Here is a 19515-nt window from a genome sequence, read left to right as displayed (position 1 = left end):
GGCCATGGCGGGCAGATGGTGTAGCATTCGTGCCGGCGCGGACCATCGCGCCGCAATATTGAGGACAACCATGAATATCACTATCAATCAGGTGCTGCAGTCGTACATCGACCCGCTCACCGCCAGCGAGTACGCGGCGCTCGAGCGCAGCCTGCTGGCCGAGGGCTGCCGCGACGCGCTGGTGCTGTGGAACGACGTGCTGATCGACGGGCATAACCGCTACGCCATCTGCCGCCAGCACGGCATCGAATTCAAGACCATCCAGAACACCAGCTTTAGCTCGCTCGACGACGTCATGCTGTGGATGATCGACAATCATCTGGCGCGTCGCAGCGTGTCGGACTTCCAGCGCGGCGTGCTGGCCTTGCGCAAGAAGGAAATCGTCGCCTCGCGCAGCCCGGCACCTGTCAGTGCGGCCGATGCGCCCGAAGGCGAGAACGCGCCGAAGCCCCCCATGAGCACGCGCGAAGAAGTGGCCAAGGCGGCGCGCCTGAGCAGCAACCAGATCAGCCAGATCGAGAAGATCCAGAAAGCGGCGTCGCCGGAACTGGTGGAAGCCGTCCGTTCGGGCACGATTTCCATCAATGCGGCGGCCACCGTGGCGTCCTTGCCGCCGGAAGAGCAGGTGGCGGCTGTCGCCGGCGGCAAGAAGCTGCTGCGCCAGGCAGCCAAGGAAATTCGCGAACAGCGCGCCGCCACGCGCACGCCGCGCGAGCCGAAGACGCCCCACGTGCCGCAGGATACGCCGGAAACGGGCAACGAGCCGTGGGCCGAGAATGCGGCTCAGGCGCCATCCGAGACGGAACGCCTGCGCGGCGAGATCGCCAGCCTGAAACAGAAGGTGGCGCAGCTGCAGGCGGAAAACGTGGAACTCAACCAGCGTATCGCCACGCTGATCGACGCTTCCTGACTGTTGACCTGATTCTGGAGTAGTGCATGCTGCACAGCCGTACCCTGTTCGCCGCCATCGCCTGCGGCATCGTTGCCAGCACGCCCGCGTTGGCAACGCCCGCCGTTTCCGCCTCGGCGTCTGCCGTCGACCTGGCCCGCTGGCGGGCGCAGGCCGCTAATGTCAGCATCGCCCGCGATACCTGGGGCGTGCCCCACGTGACGGGCAACAGCGATGCGGACGCTGTTTTTGGCCTGATGTACGCGCAGGCGGAAGACGATTTCCCGCGCGTGGAACGCAATTACATCAACGCCATGGGACGGCTGGCGGAAGTGGAGGGCGAGGGGGAGCTGTACCGCGACCTGCGCATGAAGCTCTTCATTGATCCGGCCGACCTGCAGGCGCAGTACCGCGCCAGCCCGCCATGGCTGCAAAAGCTGATGGATGCCTTTGCCGATGGCCTGAACTTTTACCTGACCACGCACCCGCAAGTCAAACCCAAGTTGATCACGCATTTCGAACCGTGGATGGCCTTGAGCTTCAGCGAGGGCAGCATCGGCGGCGATATCGAATCGGTCAACCTGGCGCAGCTCGAAGCGTTCTATGGCCAGCAGATCAAGCCTGGCAAGGTGGCGCTGGCCAGCCTGGAGGCGGGATTGGCGCCGGGACTGGATCCCGAGCCGAGCGGCTCGAACGGCTTTGCCATCGCGCCCGCCATCACGAAAAATGGCCACGCGCTGCTGATGATCAATCCGCATACCTCGTTCTACTTCCGCCCCGAAGTGCACATGACGAGCGGCGAAGGACTGAACGCGTATGGCGCCGTTACGTGGGGCCAGTTCTTTGTCTACCAGGGCTTCAATGAGCGCCTCGGCTGGATGCATACCTCGGGCGGCGGCGACGTCATCGACGAATACCTGGAAAGCATCGTGGAACAGGATGGCGCCTGGTTCTATCGCTATGACGGCGCCCTGCGTCCCCTGAAGGCCGTGCCCATCGCCTTGCCCTACAAGCTGGCGAACGGCGGCATGGGCCAGAAAACCGTCACCGTCTACTACAGTCATCACGGCCCCATCGTGCGCGCGCAGGATGGAAAGTGGGTGGCCGTGCGCCTGATGAACGAACCGTTGAAGGCACTGACGCAATCGTACACGCGCACCAAGGCGCGCGATTACGCGGCCTTTTACAAGACCATGGAGCTGCGCACGAATTCGTCGAACAATACGGTGTACGCGGATGCGGATGGCAATATCGCTTATTTTCACGGTAATTTCATCCCCGTGCGCGACCCGCGCTTCAACTGGAAGCAGCCCGTCGACGGCAGCGACCCCGCCACCGAGTGGCAAGGGCTGCACACGGTGGCGCAAACCATCACCTTGTTCAATCCGAAGAATGGCTGGATCCAGAATACGAATAACTGGCCGTATTCGGCGGCCGGCGCCAACAGCCCGCGCGAGCAGGATTATCCCGCCTACATGTCCGTGTATGGCGAAAACGCGCGCGGCCTGCATGCGGTGAAAGTCTTCCAGAACAGGACAGGATTCACGCTCGACAGCCTGATCGCCGCCTCGTATGACAGCGAGCTGACGGCGTTTGAATCCTTGCTGCCGCCGCTGTTCGCGGCGTACGATGCGCTGCCGGCGGCCACGCCGCAAAAGCGGGCGCTGGCCGAGAAAATCGCGTTGCTGCGGGCGTGGGACTGGCGCTATGCGCTCGATTCCACCGCTACCACGCTGGCTGTTTTCTGGGGCCAGGAACTGGCCGAGCTGACAGGCAAACCGGCGCGGGAACTGGGCGTGCCGGTGGTCGACTTCATGGCCACCGACAAGGTCAGCGCGGACCAGCGCCTGGCCGCGCTGGCGACGGCGGCGGATAAACTGCAGCGCGACTTCGGCAACTGGCAAACCCCATGGGGCGAGATCAACCGCTTCCAGCGCCTGACGGGCGACGTGGTGCAGCTGTTCGACGACGCCAAGCCCAGCTTGCCCGTGCCGTATGCGTCGGGGAACTGGGGTGCGCTGGCCGCGTATGGCCAGAGCAGCAAGAGCACCACGCGCAGGATATACGGCGAACGTGGCAACAGCTTTGTCGCGGCCGTGGAGTTCGGTCCGCGCATCAAGGCAAAAAGTATTCTTGCCGGTGGCCAGAGCGGCGACCCGACATCGCCGCATTTCAACGACCAGGCGGCCATGTATGCGCGCGGCGCGTTCAAGGAGGTGCTGTTTTATCCCGAGGATGTGAGCAAGCACCTGGAACGCAGGTACCGGCCGGGGGACTGAGGGCACCCCCCAGCAAAAGCCGGGGCCGTACCCTCCGGCATGCCGCAGGTCGGATTAGCGCAGCGTAATCCGACAATCACCTCTTCAAATCGCGTCCAGCGCCGTGCGCAAATCGTGGCGCAGATCCTCGATATCCTCGATCCCCACCGACAGGCGGATCAAGCCATCGCCGATGCCCAGTTTTGCCCGCTGTTCCGGCGGGATGCTGGCGTGCGTCATCAGGGCCGGATGCTCGATCAGGCTTTCCACGCCGCCCAGGCTTTCGGCCAGGGCGAATACTTCGCAGCGCTCCAGGAAACGGCGCGCACCGGCCAGATCCGTGTCCAGGTCGATCGAGATGATGCCGCCGAAACCGTCCATCTGGCGCTGCGCCAGCGCGTGCTGCGGGTGCGATGCGAGTCCCGGATAAAACACTTTCTTCACTTCCTTTTGCTGCTCCAGCCACTGCGCCAGCGCCAGGGCGCTCTGGCAGTGGCGCTGCATGCGGATGGCCAGGGTTTTCACGCCGCGCAGCGCCAGGAAGCTGTCGAACGGACCGGCGATCGCGCCCACCGAGTTTTGCAAAAAGCCCAGCTGCTCGCGCCATTCCGCCTGGCGTGCTTCCGCGCCGACGATGGCAATGCCGCCGATGATGTCCGAGTGGCCGTTCAGATACTTGGTGGTCGAGTGCACGACGATATCGAAGCCGTGTTCGAGCGGGCGCTGCACCAGCGGGCTGGCGAAGGTGTTGTCGGCCACGGCGATGATGCCCCGTGCGCGGCAGATGTCGGCGATGGCCCGCAAGTCGGCCAGCTTGAGCATGGGATTCGTCGGCGTTTCGACCCACACCATCTTGGTTTCCGGGCGCAGCGCGGCCAGCAGGTTCTCGGGATTGGTCAGATCCACGTAGGTGAACTGGTGGCCGGCCGAGCGGCGGCGCACGCGCTCGAACAGACGGTAGGTGCCGCCGTACATATCGTCGCCAGCGACGATATGGCTGCCCGCGTCCAGCAGTTCCAGCACGGACGAAATGGCGGCCAGGCCGGAGGCGAAGGCAAAGGCCGCGCTGCCGCCTTCCAGGTCGGCCACGCAGCGCTCGAGCGCCCAGCGCGTGGGGTTGTGCGAGCGGCCATAGTCGAGGCCCTTATGCACGCCGGGACTGTCCTGCACGAAGGTGGAGGTGGCGTAAATGGGCGGCATGATGGCGCCCGTCGACGGGTCGGGCGACTGGCCGGCGTGGATGACGCGCGTGGCGAGGTGGTTCTTGCGGGTGGTTTCCTGGCTCAAGATAGTGTCCTGCGTAAGTGGTTGAGAAGGTCGAATCGGGTGATCAGGCCATAAAAGGCGTCAGCGTCGGCGACGACGGCGGTCAGGCCCCGGTCCAGGGTGGCGCGCAGGGCGGGCAGGCCGCTGGACGGCGCCAGGGTTTCCAGTTGCGTCGTCATGGTGGCGCCCACCAGGCCGGCGAAATGCGCGGCGTCGCTGGAGACATGCAGCAGCAGGTTCGATTCGTCGAGGATGCCGACCAGTTTTCCGCCATCGATGACGGGCAGTTGCGCCAGGTCGCTGGCACGCATGCGGTTGAAGGCCGTGAGCAGGGTGTCGCCTGGCGCCACGCTGACCACGTCGCCCTCGTCGTAGCGGCGTCCGATCAAGTCGCGCAAGTCGCCCGACACGGCGCGCTGCAACAGGCCCTGGTCGCGCATCCAGCCATCGTTGTAGACTTTCGACAGGTAGCGCGTGCCCGTGTCGCAGACGAAGGTGACGACGCGCTTGGGTGTCGTCTGTTCGCGGCAGTATTTGAGGGCGGCGGCCAGCAGGGTGCCGGTGGACGAGCCGCCCAGGATGCCTTCCGCGCGCAAGAGGGCGCGGGCGGAATCAAAACTTTCCTGGTCGCTGATGCTGTAGGCCCGGGTGACGCTGTCCATGTAGGCGATCGAGGGAATGAAGTCTTCGCCGATGCCTTCCACGGCCCAGGAGCCGCTCGTATCCGACACTTTGCCGGACTCGATGTATTCGGTGAGGATGGAGCCTTGCGGGTCGGCCAGCACGAATTCCAGTTTCGGCTGGGCCTTGCGGAAGTAGCGCGTCAGGCCCGTCAGGGTGCCGGACGAACCGACGCCGACGACGATGGCGTCGACGTCATGGCCGCTCTGCTCCCAGATTTCAGGGGCCGTCGTCGTTTCGTGGGCCAGCGGGTTGGCGGGATTGTTGAACTGGTCGGCGAAGAAGGCGCCCGGCAGTTCGCGCGCCAGGCGCGCCGCGTAATCCTGGTAATACTCGGGATGGCCCTTGCCCACGTCCGAGCGCGTGGTGCGCACATCGGCGCCCAGGGCTTTCAGGTGCAGCACTTTTTCCGTCGACATCTTGTCGGGCACGACGAGAATCACATGGTAGCCCTTGATGCGGCCCACCAGCGCCAGGCCGATGCCGGTATTGCCGGCCGTCGCCTCGATGATGGTGCCGCCCGGCTGCAGGCGGCCATCGGCTTCGGCCGCTTCGATGATGGACAGGCCGATGCGGTCCTTGATGGAACCGCCCGGATTCTGCGATTCCAGTTTCAGGAACAGCTGGCACAGGCCCGTGTCGAGCCTGGTCACTTCGACCAGTGGGGTATTGCCGATCAGCTTGTATAGCGCCGGCGGCGAGGGTGGGGTTGGCATTCGGTCATTCATGGTGGCTCCTGTCAGCGAAACAGCCGCTCCGGATTGTGTCCCGAGCCGCTTTCCGTGCAAAAGGGCGGAGTGTAGGCTTGAGGACATGGCCTGCGAACGAATGTTTTAATGCTTGCATATGCGGCTTTTGCATATGGCTGGAAGTGTGCATCGTCCCAGTATGCGCCGTTTTCCCCCGTTTTGCCTCGGCAATGGCGCATGTATTAAGCTGCCGCAAGCCTGCCATTGCGATTTATAATCACGCCTCGAAAAGGTGCTGAAGAGTATCCTGAAAAACCAGACAAACAGGGCAGGCGGCAGTGGCAAAACTTTATTTCCGGTATTCCGCGATGAACGCGGGCAAGTCGACGGCCTTGTTGCAGGTCGCGCACAACTATGAAGAGCAGGGCCAGCAGGTGCGCCTGTACACGGCCGCCATCGACAGCCGCTACGGCGTGGGCCGCGTCACTTCGCGCCTGGGTCCGCAGCGCCAGGTCGACATCTTCCATGCCGACACGAATTTTCTCGATGAGATTCCCCAAGTGGCCTGCCTGCTGGTGGACGAGGCGCAGTTTCTCAGCACGGCCCAGGTGCAGCAGCTGCACCAGCTGGCGCAGGTGAAGGGCGTGCCCGTCATCTGCTACGGCTTGCGCACGGATTTCAAGGGCGAACCGTTCCCCGGCTCGGCCTATCTGCTGGCGCTGGCCGATGATATCGAAGAGTTGAAGAATATTTGTACGTGCGGCAAGAAGGCCACGATGAACATCCGCGTGGATGAACAGGGCCGCCGCATCAAGGAAGGCGAGCAGATCAGTATCGGCGGCAACGAAGCGTACCGCCAGGCGTGCGGGCGCTGTTTCTACTCCTGATTTACTCCACGACCGGCACGCCCACGTCGGCATCGTCCGACAGCGCCAGGTCGCCCCGCTCGAAGGCGGCCAGGATCTCGTTGGCGCGCGCCACATCGTGTTCGCGCACCATCACGCGGGCGCCGCCGATGGCGGCCGCCAGCAGCATGTCGGCCTGCATGTGCTGGTCGTCAGTCAGCAGCACGTCGATGCCGGCGGCGGCAAGGCAGCCACGGATCACGTGCGCGTCCGTGGGGATCATCAGCCGGGCAATCAAAACATAGTCGTCGTGCATGGTCTCTCCTGGAGAGGTGGATTCTTCCCCATCTTAGCACCCGTCACCACTTAGAGCTTGAACACGCCCACCACCTGCGTCAGTTCATGCGCCTGCTCCTGCAGGGCGTCGGCGGCCGCGGCCGCTTCTTCCACCAGGGCCGCATTCTGCTGGGTCACCTGGTCCATCTGGGCGATGGCCTGGTTGACTTGCTCGATGCCGCTGCGCTGCTCTTCGCTCGCTTGCGCGATCTCGGCCATGATGCCGCTCACCTGCTGCACGCTGGCCACCACCGTATCCATGGTGGCGCTGGCCTGGCTCACTTGCGCGTGGCCCAGGTCCACCGTGCTGGCGGACGCCTGGATCAGGTCCTTGATGTCTTTCGCCGCCGCCGTCGAGCGCTGCGCCAGGGTGCGCACTTCCGTGGCAACGACGGCAAAGCCGCGTCCCTGCTCGCCGGCGCGGGCCGCTTCCACGGCCGCGTTCAAGGCCAGGATGTTGGTCTGGAAGGCGATGCCGTCGATGACGCCGATGATGTCGGCGATCTTGCCCGACGAGCTGCGGATGGCGTCCATGGTGCTGGCCACCTGCGTCACGGCCGCGCCGCCCTTGGCTGCCAGGCCGGATGATTCGTGCGCGAGGCGGCTCGCCTGCTGGGCGTGCTCGACGTTCTGGCGCACGGTGGAGCTGAGTTCTTCCATCGAGGCGGCCGTTTCTTCCAGCGAGCTGGCCTGCTGCTCCGTGCGGCTCGACAGATCCAGGTTGCCGCTGGCGATTTCGCCCGAGGCCGTGGCAATCTGCCCGGCGCTGCCGCGCACATTGCTGACCACTTGCGACAGGTTGTCGCTGATACGGTTCATGGCGCGCAGCAGGCGGCCGATTTCATCCAGGCTGGTCGTGTCGAGGTGCACGGTCAGGTCGCCTGCGGCGATCTGCTCGGCGGCGGCCTCGGCGCCGGCCAGCGGGCGCGACACGAGGGTGCGCACCAGCCAGTACAGCAGCAGGGCGAAGACGAGCAGGGAGACGAAGCCGGCGATGGCCAGCTGGTTGCGCAGCTGGCGCGCCTCCGCCGTGATTTCATCTGTAAACGTGCCGCCGGCGATGATCCATTGCCAATCCTTGAACTGACGGTAATACAGCTGCTTTTCGCGCGCGCTGGCAGCCGTTTCGCCCGGTGCCGTCCACGTATAGCGCATGGCGCCGTTCTTTTGCGCCAGCATGTCCTGGATGAACAGGCGGCCGTCGCTGGCCTTGAAGTCGAGCGCGCTCTTGCCTTCGCTGTTCGGGTGCAGCACCAGATGGCCGTAGTTGGCGCCCGGCGCCGTGTCGACAATGTAGATGTAGCCCGTCTGGCCGATCTTGACCTGGCGAATCTTCTCTTTCAGCATGGCCAAATTCTTGCTGATGTCGAGGCCGATGAACAGCACGCCCACCACCTTGCCGTCCGCGTCGCGCACGGGGTCGTACTGCGTGATGTATTGCTTGCCAAACAAGGTTGCCATGCCGATGAAGCGCTGGCCGGCGCGCAGCGGCGCATAGCTGGGGTGGCTGTGGTCGAGCTGGGTGCCGATGGCGCGCGTGCCATCCTGTTTTTTCAGCGAGGTGCTGATGCGGATGAATTCATCGCCGTCGGCGGCAAATATGGTGGCGATCACGCCCGTTTGCGTCGTGTAGCGGTCGACCAGGGCCGTGTCCAGGTTCAGGACCTTGCCGCCGTTGGCCAGGGCGGGCGTGGCCTTGCCGGCGACGGCCACCATGCTGCCATGGTCGACCGTGAATGGACCGGGAAATTCGGCCGCGAACAGGCGCGCGAAGCTGCCTGCCTCGTTGACCATGGCCGTATGGAACACTTCCGTCGTCGTCATGACGCTGTTGAGTTCACTGGTGACGGCCGCTTCGGCACGCTGTTCCAGCACGCGGCTGGTGGTGATGCTGATCATTGCCGTCAGGCTGGCGAGGATCAGGCTGACGAGCGCGAACGTGAAAATGGTGATCTTGCCGCCGACACTCCAGTGGCGGGGGGAGAACGAGATTGTAGGCATATCGGTTATTGAGTCTGGCTAAGGGTAATCAGCTCGGCCATTCCTGGTCATGACATGACACGCGGGGAGGAGATCTGGTGGAGGAATGCGCTTGCAACGGCGGCGTGCTGGCTGGGTGACTGCATGCGGGCACGCTGAATTTCAGGGGGCGATGATAACATGTAGCTTGCGTTTCGCTACTAAGTATTTCCCGCAGGAATCATTTTTTCGCTTAAAAACATCATCCAGATCAAGGAATTCGCAGATGCTCCATTGACTTTTTTAATTCTGCCAAGATGATTGATTTTGCGATGCCGTTGCCAGCCTTCGGCGCGGCGCCTGAGCCGCAGCAAATTCTCACGGATGTTTCACTTTGTAATGAATGAAACGCCATCCTTAATCCGCGTTTAAGCTTCCAGGAAGAAACTGATATTCCATGGGAGACTGCCTGCCCGTATCCTGTAGAATAATATGCAGACCAGTCGTGTATTCCCCTTACTGTCTTGCTGGCTGGCGCGAGGTTCGCTGCGCCGCCTGGAATTGATTTAACTAATTTTCGGAGAAGCCGATGAAGAAGCAAATGATGCTGGTCACCCTGGTGCTTGCCCTGTCAGCCCAAGCTGGCGCAGCCCAGACGGACAAGAGCGCCGCTCCTCCGCCCCCCATGAAGCCGCTGGCCCAGCAAACGCAGGCTGCCCTGTGGGCATCGCGCGTGTTGACGCGTGTCCATTACAAGGCCGTGCCGCTCGATGATGCCATGTCGGAAAAGATCTTTGACCGCTACTTCAAGTCGCTGGACGCGGAAAAGCTGTTCTTCGTGCAGGCCGACATCGACCGTTTCGCGCCGCTGCGCACCAAGCTCGATGACGCCATCACCAATGAAGATCTGACGGCGCCGTTCGCCATCTACAATCTGTACCAGCAGCGTTTCGACGAGCGCATGGCGTATGCGCGTGAATTGCTGAAGACCAAATTCGACTTCACGGCCGACGAGAGCTATCAGCTGGACCGCGAAAAAGCCGCCTGGCCAAAGAACGACGACGAGGTGCGCGACCTGTGGCGCAAGCGCGTCAAGAATGACTGGCTGCGCCTGAAGCTGGCGGGCAAGGAAGACAAGGCCATCCGCGAAACGCTGGACAAGCGCTATGAAAGCTACACCACCCGTTCGCGCAAGCTCAACAGCGAGGACGTGTTCCAGATCTTCATGAACGCGTACGCCATGTCGATCGAACCGCACACCAACTACCTGGGCCCGCGCGCTTCGGAAAATTTTGATATCGCCATGCGCTTGTCGCTGGAGGGCATCGGCGCCGTGCTGCAGACGCGCGACGAATACACGGTGGTGCGCGAAGTCGTGCCAGGCAGCCCGGCCGGCTTGTCGGGCAAGCTGAAAGTGGGCGACCGCATCGTCGGCGTGGGGCAGGGCGACAGCGGCCCCATCACCGAAGTGCTGGGCATGCGCATCGACGACGTCGTGCAGCTGATCCGAGGCGCCAAGGATTCGGTGGTGCGCCTGGATATCCTGCCGGCCGATGCGGGTCCGGACGCCAAGCACGTGATCCTGCCGCTGGTGCGCAAGAAAATCAGCATGGAAGAACAGGCGGCGAAGAAATCCATCATCGAAGTGCGCGATAACGGCGTCAAGCGCCGGATCGGCGTCATTTCCCTGCCGACCTTCTACCAGGACTTCGAGGCGCGCCGCCGTGGCGACAAGGATTTCAAGAGCGCCACGCGCGACGTAAACCGCCTGCTGGGCGAATTGAAAAAGGACAAGGTTGACAACGTCCTCATCGACTTGCGCAACAACGGCGGCGGTTCACTGAACGAAGCCGTCGAGCTGACAGGCCTGTTCATCGACAAGGGCCCGGTGGTGATGCAGCGCAATGCCGAAGGCAAGGTCGACGTGGAAAGCGATACGAATGCCGGCCTGGCCTGGGATGGTCCGATGGGCGTGCTGATCAATCGCGGCTCCGCTTCCGCTTCCGAGATTTTCGCCGCCGCCATCCAGGACTACGGCCGTGGCCTGGTCATCGGCGAAGGCAGTTTCGGCAAGGGCACGGTGCAAACCTTGTTCAGCCTCGACCGCTTTGGCGGCAGCGAGAAAGCCCGTTTCGGCGAGCTGAAAATGACCATCGCGCAATTTTTCCGCATTAATGGCGGCACCACGCAATTGCGCGGCGTCACGCCTGACATCAAGCTGCCGACCATGTCTGACACGGAAAACTTCGGCGAGTCGAGCTACGACAATGCCTTGCCGTGGGTGGCCATCAAGCCGGCGTCCTATATGCCAACGGGTGACCTGAAGGATATCGTGCCGCTGCTGGACAAGAAGCATGAAGCGCGCGTGGCCAAGGACAAGGATTTCCAGTACTTGCAGGATGACATCGCCCTGGTGCTCAAGCAGCGCAAGGAAAACCAGATCTCGCTGAACGAAGCCGTGCGCCGCAAGGAGCGCGATGCCCAGGAAGCGCGCGCCAAGGCCCGTGAAAAACGCCTGATCGCGCAGATCTCGAATCCATCTGACGACCTGGTGGTGATCCCCGACCCGAAAGACGTGCTCAAGGGCGCGAAAGCGGCCAGCAAGACGGCCAAGCAGATCGCCGCCGTGAAGGGCGCCTTGCGCACCGATGACGGCTTGCAGGGCGACGAGCGCGCGCTGAGCGCCGAACTCGACGCCGAGACGGCCGCGAAGAGCGCCAAGGACGTGCTGCTGAACGAAACGGCGCGCATCCTGGCCGATGAAGTGGCGCTGATCAAGGCCGATACCCGCCTGGCGGCGAAAGTGCTGCCATATGGCGCCGATGCCAAGGCGGCGCCGGTGGCGGCGACGGCGAAGTAAGCTGCCGGCAGGCGGCCGCTTCAGGCAGAAGCCGGGACTGGACCTTTCGGGTCTGGCCCCGGCTTTTTTATTTTCCGGCCAGTTTCAATAGTTATCTGTTTCGCTTATTTCTATTATTCCAACAATCAATTGGCATGATATGCCGCGATGCAGCATAATTCACTTGTCTCCTCTATTCTCCTCCAAGAAAATAGATTTAGCCCGCTCTCCGTAGCGGGCTTTTTTTTTCGCCTTACAGCTGGCGTGGCGGCAATTGCACGTCCGGCTGCGCCGCCAGCAGGGCTGTCAGCCAGCCCGCAAAGGCCTGCAGCTTGGGCGTGGCCAGCCGGCCTTGCGGCGTCAGCAGGGACATCGGCATGGGCGTGGGCGGGCAATCCGGCAGTACGGCCACCAGCGCGCCACTGTCGAGATGGGCGCGCACCTGGTACTGGGCCGCCTGCGCCACGCCCAGCCCTTGCAGGGCGCATTCGACGCTGGCGTCAGCATCATTGACGGCGATGGGGCCGGCCATCTGCACGCGCACCACTTCCTTGTCTTCTTGAAAATCCCAGTCAAAGGCGCGCCCCGTACGGCCCGAGTAATGCATGATGCCCTGGTGCGCGGCCAGGTCGGCCAGCGTGTGCGGCGTGCCGTGCCGCGCCAGATAGGCGGGCGCGGCGCACGTCATGAAGCGCATCAGGCCGATCTGTCTGCCGATAAAGGCGGAGTCTTGCAAGGTGCCGACGCGCAAGGCGCAATCGATGCCTTCCTGCGTCAGGTCGACCAGGCGGTCAGTCAGGCTCAGCTGTAACTGCACCTCCGGATAGGCGGCGTGAAATTGCGCGATATGGGGAATGACGAGGCGGCGGCCCACCGTACTGGGCAGGTTGATGCGCAACAAGCCGCGTGGCTTTTTTGCTTCCGGTCCCCGAAACGCCAGTTCCGCCGTGTCCACGGCGCGCAGGATGTCGATGCAGTGGCGAAAGTAATCGGCCCCTTCCGGCGTCAGCGACAAGCGGCGCGTGGTTCGTTGCAGCAATTGCGTGCCCAGGTAGGCTTCCAGCTTTTGCAAGGTGGCCGTCAGCGCGGCGCGCGGCAGATTCAAGGTCTCGGCCGCCTTGGAAAAACTGTTGGCCTCGACGATGCGCACGAAGGTCTGCATGGCTTTGATCTTGTCCATGGGGATTGTTCATCTTATGTGAAAAGTATAGGGGGATTATGCCCTAATTATCTTTTCCGTCCCTTTGCCTAGAATAGCCACATCCCTAACGAAGCGAGGAAACAACATGAACAAGGCCTCATCCCGCGCAGTGCCATCCGCACCCGCCGACATTTCACCCGGCATGGTGCTGCTGCTCGCCATCGCCTCCGGCCTGATCGTCGCCAACCTGTATTACGCGCAAACCCTGGTTGGCCCCATCAGCGCTTCCACGGGCCTGTCGGCCAAGGCTGCCGGACTGATCGTCACCCTGACGCAGGTGGGCTATACCCTGGGCCTGCTGTTTGTCGTGCCCCTGGGCGACTTGCTGGAAAACCGCCGCCTGATCATCACGGCCCTGCTGGTGACGGCCACGGCCTTGCTGGTGGCGGCTTTCTCCACCGGTGCCATCGTCTTCCTGGCCGCCGCGCTGGCGATCGGCCTCGGTTCCGTGGCGGCGCAAGTGATCGTGCCGTTTGCCGCCCACCTGTCGCAGGAAGCGACGCGGGGCCAGACGGTGGGCAAGGTGGTCAGCGGCTTGTTGCTGGGCATCATGCTGGCCCGTCCCGTGGCGTCGCTGGTGGCGGCTCATGCCAGCTGGCATATGGTGTTCGGCGGCGCCGCCTTGCTGATGCTGGCGCTGGCAGCCGTGCTGCGCCGTGTCTTGCCCGTGCGCCAGCCGGTGTCGAGCATGCCGTATCCGGCCCTGATGGCCTCGCTGTGGCACTTGTTGCTGGGCACGCCCGTGCTGCGCCGCCGTGCCGCTTATCACGCTGGCTTGTTTGGCGCCTTCAGCCTGTTCTGGACTGTCACGCCGCTGGTGCTTGCCAGCCCGGCATTTGGCCTGTCGCAAACGGGCATTGCCATCTTTGCCCTGGTGGGCATGGCGGGCGCTGTCGCTTCGCCCATCGCCGGCCGCCTGGCTGATGCGGGCCATACCTTGCCGGCCACGGCCGCTGCGCTGGCGCTCGGTATCGTTGCCTTTGCCTTGCCCATGTTTGCGCCAGCGTCGAAACATGTGGCGCTGGGACTGCTGGTCATCGCTTCCATCGTGCTCGACATGGGCGTGGCGGCCAACCTGGTGCTGGGCCAGCGGGCCATTTTCAGCCTGGGCGCGGAAGTGCGGGGCCGCTTGAACGGCCTGTATTTCGCGCTGTTCTTTGCCGGTGGCGCGGCCGGCTCTGCCGTCGGCGCCTGGATGTATGCGAGCCATGGCTGGCAGGCGACCTTGCTGACCGGCATGGCCTTCCCGGGACTGGCCGCGCTGGTGTGGCTGGGAGAATTCTTGCCGCAAGCCACGCGCGGCACGGCTTGAAACCCTGATGGCGTCTCATTATCACGGATGACTATTTCTATCATCATGAATATAAAGTGGCGTGATATGCCGCAATGCCGCAACATGCACTTGTCTCCTCTATCTCCTCCAAGGAAATAGATTCAGCCCGCTCCCGCAGCGGGCTTTTTTTTGCCTGTTGAAATCAAATCACCACCAGATCGAGCGCGCGCATGAAGTTGGCCGCCTGCGCATGCGTGATCACGGCGCCTTTCAGCAGGGCGGCGTCATTCAATTTGAAGCCGTCGATGTCGGCGCCGCGCAAGTCCGCGCCCTGGAACTTCGCCAGCTTGATGGTGGCATTGCGCAGGCTGCCGCCTTCGAAGACGGCCTCGCGGAAATCGCAGCCGGCCAGGTAGGCGTCGGAAAAATCCAGCTGTTTCAATGTCGCCTTGCGGAACGAGAATCCCCGCAAATCGGCGCCCACGAGCAGGCTGTCTTCGAAGGTCAGGCCCAGGTGCGCCGCTTCCTCGAACGAGGCGCCCGTCAGCTTGCAGCCGCGGTAGGTGACCGAGGCCAGCTTGGAACGCCGCCACTTCGTGTTGTTCAGGTCGCAGCCTTCAAACGTCGCGTCGACGGCGTCGACGGATTCGAAGTCGGCGCTGCCCGCGCGGCAGCGGCGCCAGGTGCTGCGCGCCAGTTTGCTGGCGAACAAGTTGGTTTCGGCAAAGGTACAGCGCTCGAAGGTGCAGCCTTGCAAATCCAGGCGCGACAAGTCTTCGCCATCAAACGCGCAATCGATGAAGTGGCGCAGCGATAGCGCCAGATGCTGTTCCATGCCGGCACGGTCGAGGGTCATGCCAGTTACTGCGGTGTCGTGTGTTGCCATCCGTCTCATTCCTAAAGTAAAAAAACAGGGGAGGGATGGCGCGGCGGAAAAGCAGCACGAACCAGACCGCCTCCCCGGCTGGTGGTACAGCCAAGGGTCAGCGCCGTGGGTCCGCGTGGGCGGGAGCATGCCGGACTGTGCCGGGCACTTACCGGGTTACCAACCGGTGCGCTCATTTTCGATCAGCGCGTATTGTAGCCTGTCCGAATCGCCCTTGCCAGTTCTTGCAAAGCCGGGTTAGTATCGTTGCAGGCACACCTGGAGCCTATCCCGGCAGATGAATACATCCTTTGCTAGCGCCCCTCAGAAGCGGGGACTGCGTTGCTCGTCGTCGCGTGGTTCGCCACGCGTCCTCCTCACGCCTTGTCCGCGCATCTGATGAACTGCTAGCAGAGGACGCTCCCTGCCGGGACAGGCTCTTGCGCCAACGTCGCTCGGACGGATCCGGGCGCTTACGTAAAGAGATAACCATGACCGACAGCCAAGCTCCGCGCAGCTTTTCGCGCATCAATCGCCTCCCCCCCTACGTTTTCAATATCACCGCCGAGCTCAAGATGGCCGCGCGCCGCCGTGGCGAGGACATCATCGACATGTCGATGGGCAATCCCGATGGCGCCACGCCGGCGCACATCGTGGACAAGCTGATCGACACCGTCAAACGTCCCGACACGCATGGCTATTCCGCTTCCAAAGGCATACCCCGCCTGCGCCGCGCCATTTCGCACTGGTACAAGAAACGCTACGACGTCGACATCGACCCGGACAGCGAAGCCATCGTCACCATCGGCTCGAAAGAGGGCCTGGCGCATTTGATGCTGGCCACCCTGGACCGTGGCGACACGGTGCTGGTGCCGAATCCCAGCTACCCGATCCACATCTGGGGCGCCGTCATCGCGGGCGCCGACATCCGCTCCGTGCGCATGGGACCGGGCGTGGATTTCTTTGCCGAGCTGGAACGGGCGATCCGCGAAAGCTATCCGAAACCGAAAATGATGGTGCTGGGCTTCCCGTCCAACCCGACGGCGCAATGCGTGGAACTGGAATTTTTCGAGCGCGTGGTGGCGCTGGCCAAGCAGCACAATATTCTGGTGGTGCATGACCTGGCGTATGCCGACATTACCTTCGACGGCTGGAAGGCGCCGTCCATCATGCAGGTGCCGGGAGCGCGCGACGTGGCCGTCGAGTTTTTCACCATGTCGAAAAGCTACAACATGGCGGGCTGGCGCATCGGCTTCATGGTCGGCAATGCGGAACTGGTGGCGGCCCTGGCGCGCATCAAGAGCTATCACGACTATGGCAGTTTTACCCCGGTGCAAGTGGCGGCCATCGCGGCGCTGGAAGGTGATCAAAGCTGCGTGACGGACATCTGCGCGCAATACCAGCGGCGTCGCGACGTGCTGGTGAAAGGTTTGCATGAGGCAGGGTGGATGGTGGAAAAACCGAAAGCGTCGATGTATATCTGGGCGCACATCCCGGAAGCGTACCGCCACCTGGGCTCGCTGGAGTTTGCCAAGCTGCTGCTGCAAAAGGCCAAAGTCAGCGTGTCGCCGGGCATCGGTTTCGGCGAATATGGCGACGAATACGTACGCTTCGCCCTGATCGAAAACGAGGCCCGCGTGCGGCAAGCGCTGCGGGGCATCAAGAATATGTTGCGTTCTGGCGACGGGAAAATGGAAGTGACGGCATAAAAGTTGCCGCATGGAATTGCTTGTTGCCCGTAATATCACTGCTGCGTATTTCTGACATCACGAATATAAAGTGGTTTTATATGCTGCAACGCGGCATCATGCATCTGTCTCCTCTATCTCCTCCAAGGAAATAGATTCAGCCCGCTCCCGCAGCGGGCTTTTTTTTGTGCGGCGCTGGCGCTTTCACAATACCGTCTCCGCATGACTTTTATCAAAGTCCACCTCGCTGATACTGCCACCGTTTCAAGTTGCACATCTTGTCGCGTCAAGCGTGTCCATGGGCCGTCATGAACGACTGGCCTCTGGTGAATCTGTTTGTCCCAACCCTGTTGCCCCTCGTGTTTTTGAGCGCCTTCTTTCTTTTTGACCTGTCCACAACGGAAAAGGCGCAGGCCAATCATTGGTGGCCACCAAGGATGGCCAGTTGTCGTGGGTAGGGCATGTGCGTCAACGGACTGTATGAATTGCAGCATCCCTCGGCCGGCAGGGTGGTGTCGCAGCTGTGAGTACGAACAGCTTCTGGCTGGTGGCCGCAGTGCTGATATTTCATGCGCCGATCGCGGCGGCAGGGCCCGTTTTCCGACGAAAAAGTGCGGTTTCACCGGGTGGCTGAAATCGCTGCGGCACAATTGCGTGCTGCTTGCCTCGCCGATCCTCACCATCGCGGCCGGAGGCTTATACCCGGGCATTCACTTGACAACACAGGGATAAGGTGACTGGCCTGAAGTACAAGGAATTAAGTACAAGGAATTAAATACAAGGAATTAAATACAAGGAATTAAGTACAAGGAGGAGTTCGACCATGGCGCGATTGGTACACCAATTCCTGCAAGATGAAGAGCGCAGCCGCAATCTGGTCGCGGCGGTCGGCATGGGCGCGGGCGTGATACTGCTTACCTTGTCGATACTCAATACCTTCCTTGCCCGTTAATTTGCCCAGCTTGCCAGGTATCGCCGCCGCCCGCGGGCGGCGTGCCGACTTGCAGGCCGCCGCAAGCGTCAATTATCCCTCCCCATTCCCCGTAAACCGCCGCACCGCCACTTCCCACTGCTGCATCAGGCTGGCAGCCTGGTCGCGTCCGATGGTGGGCAGGAAGGTTCTTTCCGCGCGCCAGTGCGTCGCCAGCTCGTCGGTGCTTTGATACACGCCGATGGCCAAGCCCGCCAGGTAGGCCGCGCCCAGGGCCGTTGTTTCGATCACTTGCGGGCGCACCACGGGAATGCCCAGCAGGTCGGCCTGGAATTGCAGCAGCAGGTTGTTGGCGCAGGCGCCGCCGTCCACGCGCAGCTCGGTGATCGGTGCTTGCGCGTCGCGCGTCATGGCGCCCAGCAGGGCGGCGCTCTGGAAGGCGATCGCTTCCAATGCCGCGCGGGCGATGTGGCCCACCGTGCTGCCGCGGCTCAAGCCCAGGATGGCGCCCTTGGCCGACGGCACCCAGTAGGGCGCACCGAGTCCCGTGAACGACGGCACGAAGACCACGCCGCCCGAATCGGGCACGGAGGCGGCCAGGCCTTCCGCTTCGCCCGCGTGGCCGATGGCGCCCAGGCCGTCGCGCAGCCATTGCACCACGGCGCCGCCGATGAAGACGCTGCCTTCGAGCGCATACGCGGGCTGCGTGCCCACCTGGCAGGCGGCCGTGCTGATCAGGCCATGCTGCGATTGCGCGCATTGGTCGCCCGTATTCAGCAGCAAAAAGCAGCCGGTGCCATAGGTGTTCTTCGCCATGCCCGGCTTGAAGCAGGTCTGGCCGAACAGCGCCGCCTGCTGGTCGCCGGCGATGCCGCCGATGATGACGGGGCTGCCCAGCATCTCCGCATCCGTTTCGCCATACACGTGGCTCGACGGGTGGACGGATGGCAGCAGGCTGGCGGGAATGCCCAGCCAGTCGAGCAGCTGGTCATCCCAGCAGCCTTCATGCAGGTTCCACAGCATGGTGCGCGAAGCGTTGCTGACGTCGCTCACGTGCAGGCGGCCGCCCGTCATTTTCCACGCCAGCCAGGTATCGATGGTGCCGAAGGCCAGTTCGCCGCGCATGGCCCGCGCGCGGGCGCCGGGCACGGCGTCGAGTATCCAGCGCAGCTTGGTGCCGGAAAAATACGGATCGAGCACCAGGCCTGTTTTCGCGTGGATGGCGCCGGCCAGGCCGCGCGCGCGCAAGTCCTCGCACAGCGCTTCCGTGCGGCGGTCTTGCCAGACGATGGCGTTGTAGACGGGTTCGCCCGTGGCGCGGTCCCACACCACCGTCGTTTCGCGCTGGTTGGTGATGCCCAGCGCGCCCAGCGCATCGGCCCGCAAGCCCGTCTTGGCCAGCACTTCGCGGCAGGTCCCGATCTGGCTGTGCCAGATTTCCATCGGGTCGTGCTCGATCCAGCCCGGCTGCGGGAACAGCTGGCGAAATTCGCGCTGCGCCACGGCGACGATGGCGCCTGTTTCATCGAAGACCATGCTGCGCGAACTGGAGGTGCCCTGGTCGAGGGCCAGCAAATACGTCATGCCGCCACCTCCTGCGCCAGATGCACCGCCAGCCACTGCTGCAGGCGCGCCACGTCGGCCGGCGCGCAGCGCAAGCCCAGTTTGCTGCGCCGCCACAGGATGTCGTCGCTGCTTCTGGCCCATTCCACCTCGATCAGATAGCACGCTTCGGCCTCGTACAGGCCCGGCGCCAGCTGCGCGCCCAGGTCGGCCAGCGAGGCGGCGCCCGTCA

At 63.1% G+C, this 19515-nt stretch carries 14 protein-coding genes and 1 pseudogene; 7 read left to right on the top strand and 8 right to left on the bottom strand.

Annotation, left to right across the window (positions count from 1 at the left end; genetic code table 11):
- The first annotated feature begins 70 nt into the window (after positions 1–70).
- Both JaAD80_RS03635 and JaAD80_RS03630 read left to right on the top strand, forming a co-directional pair.
- Positions 71–910, top strand: a complete 840-nt coding sequence (locus tag JaAD80_RS03635) for a hypothetical protein (RefSeq protein ID WP_102292921.1) — start codon at positions 71–73, stop codon at positions 908–910.
- A gap of 26 nt (positions 911–936) precedes the next feature.
- Positions 937–3168: an acylase gene (locus tag JaAD80_RS03630; RefSeq protein WP_102292920.1), complete on the top strand. Its 2232-nt coding sequence runs from the start codon at positions 937–939 to the stop codon at positions 3166–3168.
- Between the two features lie 84 nt (positions 3169–3252).
- Here JaAD80_RS03630 and JaAD80_RS03625 read toward each other — a convergent pair whose 3' ends face one another.
- Together JaAD80_RS03625 and JaAD80_RS03620 are read right to left on the bottom strand one after the other, a co-directional pair.
- Positions 3253–4434, bottom strand: a complete 1182-nt coding sequence (locus JaAD80_RS03625) for a PLP-dependent aspartate aminotransferase family protein (protein WP_102292919.1) — start codon at positions 4432–4434, stop codon at positions 3253–3255.
- Positions 4431–5822, bottom strand: a complete 1392-nt coding sequence (locus JaAD80_RS03620) for a pyridoxal-phosphate dependent enzyme (RefSeq protein ID WP_374755220.1) — start codon at positions 5820–5822, stop codon at positions 4431–4433. The genes JaAD80_RS03625 and JaAD80_RS03620 overlap by 4 nt, the downstream gene beginning before the upstream one ends.
- Before the next feature lie 299 nt (positions 5823–6121).
- On the opposite strand from JaAD80_RS03620, the gene JaAD80_RS03615 reads away from it, so the two are divergent.
- Positions 6122–6670, top strand: coding sequence for a thymidine kinase (locus JaAD80_RS03615; RefSeq protein WP_092799945.1), 549 nt, complete (start codon positions 6122–6124; stop codon positions 6668–6670).
- Between the two features lies 1 nt (position 6671).
- On the opposite strand, the gene JaAD80_RS03610 is transcribed toward JaAD80_RS03615, so the two are convergent.
- Together JaAD80_RS03610 and JaAD80_RS03605 are read right to left on the bottom strand one after the other, a co-directional pair.
- Entirely contained in the window at positions 6672–6944 is a 273-nt protein-coding gene (locus JaAD80_RS03610) for a putative signal transducing protein (RefSeq protein ID WP_102292917.1), read from the bottom strand.
- Between the two features lie 50 nt (positions 6945–6994).
- Positions 6995–8965, bottom strand: coding sequence for a methyl-accepting chemotaxis protein (locus tag JaAD80_RS03605; RefSeq protein WP_180979280.1), 1971 nt, complete (start codon positions 8963–8965; stop codon positions 6995–6997).
- Positions 8966–9512: 547 nt separating this feature from the next.
- Between JaAD80_RS03605 and JaAD80_RS03600 the strand changes: the two genes are divergently transcribed.
- Positions 9513–11783, top strand: a complete 2271-nt coding sequence (locus tag JaAD80_RS03600; RefSeq protein WP_102292916.1) for a carboxy terminal-processing peptidase — start codon at positions 9513–9515, stop codon at positions 11781–11783.
- 232 nt (positions 11784–12015) lie between these two features.
- On the opposite strand, the gene JaAD80_RS03595 is transcribed toward JaAD80_RS03600, so the two are convergent.
- Positions 12016–12942, bottom strand: a complete 927-nt coding sequence (locus JaAD80_RS03595; RefSeq protein ID WP_102292915.1) for a LysR family transcriptional regulator — start codon at positions 12940–12942, stop codon at positions 12016–12018.
- Positions 12943–13048: 106 nt separating this feature from the next.
- On the opposite strand from JaAD80_RS03595, the gene JaAD80_RS03590 reads away from it, so the two are divergent.
- The gene (locus JaAD80_RS03590) at positions 13049–14275 is read left to right on the top strand and encodes an MFS transporter (protein ID WP_258002791.1); all 1227 of its coding nucleotides are present in this window, start codon (positions 13049–13051) and stop codon (positions 14273–14275) included.
- Positions 14276–14438: 163 nt separating this feature from the next.
- Here JaAD80_RS03590 and JaAD80_RS03585 read toward each other — a convergent pair whose 3' ends face one another.
- Positions 14439–15122 carry a pentapeptide repeat-containing protein gene (locus JaAD80_RS03585; protein WP_258002790.1) on the bottom strand — a complete coding sequence of 228 codons (684 nt, stop codon included), beginning with the start codon at positions 15120–15122 and terminating at the stop codon, positions 14439–14441.
- Between the two features lie 470 nt (positions 15123–15592).
- Here JaAD80_RS03585 and alaC point away from each other — a divergent pair, with 470 nt between their 5' ends.
- A complete protein-coding gene (gene alaC / locus JaAD80_RS03580; RefSeq protein ID WP_102292912.1) occupies positions 15593–16810 on the top strand; it encodes an alanine transaminase in 1218 nt (405 codons plus the stop codon).
- An 802-nt stretch (positions 16811–17612) separates the two neighbouring features.
- On the top strand, positions 17613–17741 hold the full coding sequence (locus JaAD80_RS31315) for a hypothetical protein (RefSeq protein ID WP_258002789.1): 129 nt from the start codon (positions 17613–17615) through the stop codon (positions 17739–17741).
- A 72-nt stretch (positions 17742–17813) separates the two neighbouring features.
- Here the strand turns inward: JaAD80_RS31315 and glpK are convergent, their stop codons facing one another.
- Together glpK and JaAD80_RS03570 are read right to left on the bottom strand one after the other, a co-directional pair.
- Entirely contained in the window at positions 17814–19304 is a 1491-nt protein-coding gene (glpK, locus tag JaAD80_RS03575; protein ID WP_102292911.1) for a glycerol kinase GlpK, read from the bottom strand.
- Positions 19301–19515 (bottom strand): annotated as a pseudogene (locus JaAD80_RS03570) (glycerol-3-phosphate dehydrogenase); the annotation flags it as partial. The pseudogene JaAD80_RS03570 and the gene glpK, both read right to left, overlap by 4 nt.

Origin of the sequence: Janthinobacterium sp. AD80 (assembly GCF_002878455.1) — a bacterium.
Taxonomy (GTDB): domain Bacteria; phylum Pseudomonadota; class Gammaproteobacteria; order Burkholderiales; family Burkholderiaceae_D; genus Janthinobacterium.
This window is presented reverse-complemented; position numbering and strand designations above follow the sequence as displayed.